This is a genomic window from Vibrio ruber DSM 16370, assembly GCF_900163965.1.
GTDB lineage: Bacteria > Pseudomonadota > Gammaproteobacteria > Enterobacterales > Vibrionaceae > Vibrio > Vibrio ruber.
The window spans coordinates 1-2,650 of the sequence record NZ_FULE01000078.1 but is presented as its reverse complement, the minus strand read 5'-3'; the positions used below and the strand labels follow the sequence as shown (position 1 = coordinate 2,650).

The 2,650-nt window shown below is 39.7% G+C and carries 5 protein-coding genes; 3 read left to right on the top strand and 2 right to left on the bottom strand.

Annotation, left to right across the window (positions count from 1 at the left end; all coding sequences use genetic code 11):
• Positions 1–160: transposase (locus VR7878_RS20180; protein WP_077333472.1), on the bottom strand; the 160-nt coding region annotated here is incomplete at its 3' end.
• A gap of 23 nt (positions 161–183) precedes the next feature.
• Here VR7878_RS20180 and VR7878_RS20995 point away from each other — a divergent pair.
• The 3 genes from VR7878_RS20995 to VR7878_RS21325 are packed head-to-tail and all read left to right on the top strand — an operon-like array spanning position 184 to position 2,289.
• Positions 184–363, top strand: coding sequence for a hypothetical protein (locus VR7878_RS20995; RefSeq protein WP_139344181.1), 180 nt, complete (start codon positions 184–186; stop codon positions 361–363).
• A gap of 1 nt (position 364) precedes the next feature.
• Positions 365–2,089 carry a response regulator receiver domain gene (locus VR7878_RS20175; protein WP_077337759.1) on the top strand — a complete coding sequence of 575 codons (1,725 nt, stop codon included), beginning with the start codon at positions 365–367 and terminating at the stop codon, positions 2,087–2,089.
• On the top strand, positions 2,089–2,289 hold the full coding sequence (locus tag VR7878_RS21325) for a PDDEXK family nuclease (protein ID WP_077337758.1): 201 nt from the start codon (positions 2,089–2,091) through the stop codon (positions 2,287–2,289). Before VR7878_RS20175 ends, VR7878_RS21325 begins: the two co-directional genes overlap by 1 nt.
• Positions 2,290–2,434: 145 nt before the next feature.
• On the opposite strand, the gene VR7878_RS20165 is transcribed toward VR7878_RS21325, so the two are convergent.
• Positions 2,435–2,650 (bottom strand): integrase core domain-containing protein (locus VR7878_RS20165; protein WP_139343999.1); only part of this gene is annotated, 216 nt, incomplete at its 5' end.

The window sequence follows — 2,650 nt, the reverse complement described above, 5'->3', positions numbered from 1 at the left end:
TTTTTTCTTGCTTGAGCTGCCTTACCCACTTATCCATTGTCGATTTACCAACACCCATGGCTTTTGCAGCTTCAACAACGGTGTAGTTTTGATCGAGAACAAGTTGCGCTGCTTCGAGTTTGAATTCCGCACTGAAAGTGCGTCTGGTACGCTTGGTCATAGTTTCACCTGTCATGCTATGAGGTGTATTTTAACACCTCTAATCAGGTGGCCAAATTCACCGTACCACTACAGGGAATCGGTTTGTATCTGGCTAGGACGAACCTTCATACGATCGGTTATCAAATTACGGCATCCAATGACAAAAAATATAACGAGTTGAAAGGGGCTTGTTTCGTCATTGAAGAACTGGAAGGAATGTAGAATGGTGCAATTTTCTCAGGTCGCAAAAGAAATTATAACAAATACGATTAATGCGGCTTATTGTATTGATGATGAATTCGTCGAACCCTTTACCGAACCGCATGAAAATTCGGACATAGGTACGACTCGTGACCTCTATCGGGCATTTCAAAACAAAAACTGTGCACTGGATATCGGTCGTTTTCAAGGGATTGAATATTGGCGGGCTCAGCAGAAGAAAAATTTGAAGACGAAAGATTTGTTGATTCTGGATTGGGAATTATCTACCGAAGCACCGAAGTACGAACCCGCACTGGAAATTCTTCATGATGCAATTCAAACCGATACTTTACCTTTCGTCTGTATCTATACCAATGCCGGTAGTTTGAGCGATGTTGAAGATAAATTGATTGCTTATTTCTGTAATCCACTGGCTGAAGAACAAGGTAATATTGAAGAGCTGAAGGATACTTTTACAGAGAAAGTAGATGAGTTGTTGGGGGCGGAATATTATTTTGGAGGAGAAGAGCTAGATTGGTTCATCGGCCTTTCTGATAAAGCATTTGATGCTTATAAATATAAATCTAGACAGAAGCAACTTCATAAAGAGATTAATACAGCGATTGGGAAAAAGCAGAAGGAGTTCAAAGGGCAACTATTCCCAGCTCTTAATTCGGCGTCGAAAGAACTTTTTTCTCTAGAGCTGTGTGAACTTCTACTTGGGCTAAACATTGCCGGGAAAGGAGAGTTAAGTACTGTTCTACCTGAAAAGATTGATGTGGATATTTTTGAAACGCAGAACAATATACATTGTCTTTTGGTCGATTCAACCGTGGTCATGATTTTGCACAAATCGAAAGATGTTCAGAAAGAGGCTGCCGTTTATGCGGATGAGTTATTCGGAAAAATTGCCGAAATCGTCCATGACCGACCGAATAATTTTATGTCTTTGTTATCTCTGGAATACCGGAATTTTTATCGGGATAACGCCAAATCTTTGGGGAAAGAACTGAATCAAGTCACAGATGATGCTTTCTTCTGGCATCAGCGTTCAGTCTCTTTAAATCCCGGCGGTGCTCAGGAATTCGAGGCTTTTCTAAAAGAATTTTGGCGTTCGGCTTTATCAGGAAACTGGGATAGTTTCCGACCAGAAATGCTGGATGTTCTCGATGAATACAAACAAAGAATCAATATAGATGATTCCTTATCTCGCCATGAGGAAAATCAAGGAAAAGATTTGGAACAGGATTTGGCGTTTCTGAATAAGAAATATTCTATATTACGACTGAAACCAGAATGTTCTGACCGATTGCATTTTGGCGATATTTTCAAAAGTGGGGATAAATTTTATTTATGTATCACTGCTCACTGTGACTGTTTAAGGCCGGATAACATTAACCATAACTATATGTTTATTGAATCAGCTCAGAAACGTTCTCTGACCAAGGGACTACAAGCTGGAGATGCTGATTATCACTCATTTATCCGTGATACCGATAATAAGTTGATCAATATTGAATGGAAACAACGACCTTTTACAATCTATATTCCGAAAGAACAAATCAATACTGAAGATGATACTAGGGTAACAATATCTGGCAAAGAAAAGTTACTTGGATATGTATGCACTCAAAAAGAAAACTACACGCAACGAATCGCTAATCATACTTATAGTTTTGCCAACCGCGTCGGTATTAACTTTGCCAACTTGAAAGGTATTTCATCTGGAGATACGAAGACCGACTAATGAAATCAGAAACTGACGATCAGCGAAGCAAAATTATGGCTTCGGTCAAATCCAAAGGGACCGATATAGAGCTGGTCGTCAGGAAATTTCTCTTCGGACACGGTTTTCGTTATCGACTGAATGACAAAAAGCTACCGGGTTCTCCAGATATCGTACTGAAAAAATATAAAACGGTTATTTTTGTTCATGGTTGCTTTTAGCATCAACATCCCGGCTGCAAGAAAGCAACTATCCCCAAAACGAATCATGATTTCTGGGTTGAAAAGTTTCGGCAAAATGCGCTTAGAGATGAAGTAGTACGAGATGAGTTGGAAAGTCTCGGATGGCATTGTAACCATCCCAGTTTTAATGGCACGATAAGTTAGAGTTTTTCCTGCTGTCGTGTCTTTCCAAATACTCCCAAGGCGTGAGATCATTTAGTGAGTCATGTGGCCTTTCTTCGTTGTATTCCCTCATCCAGTTTTCTGTCAAATCCCGGACTTCATTCAGCGTTTTAAAAACATACATATCCAGAATTTCCGTTCGGTAGGTTCGATTAAAACGCTCAATATAAGAATTTTC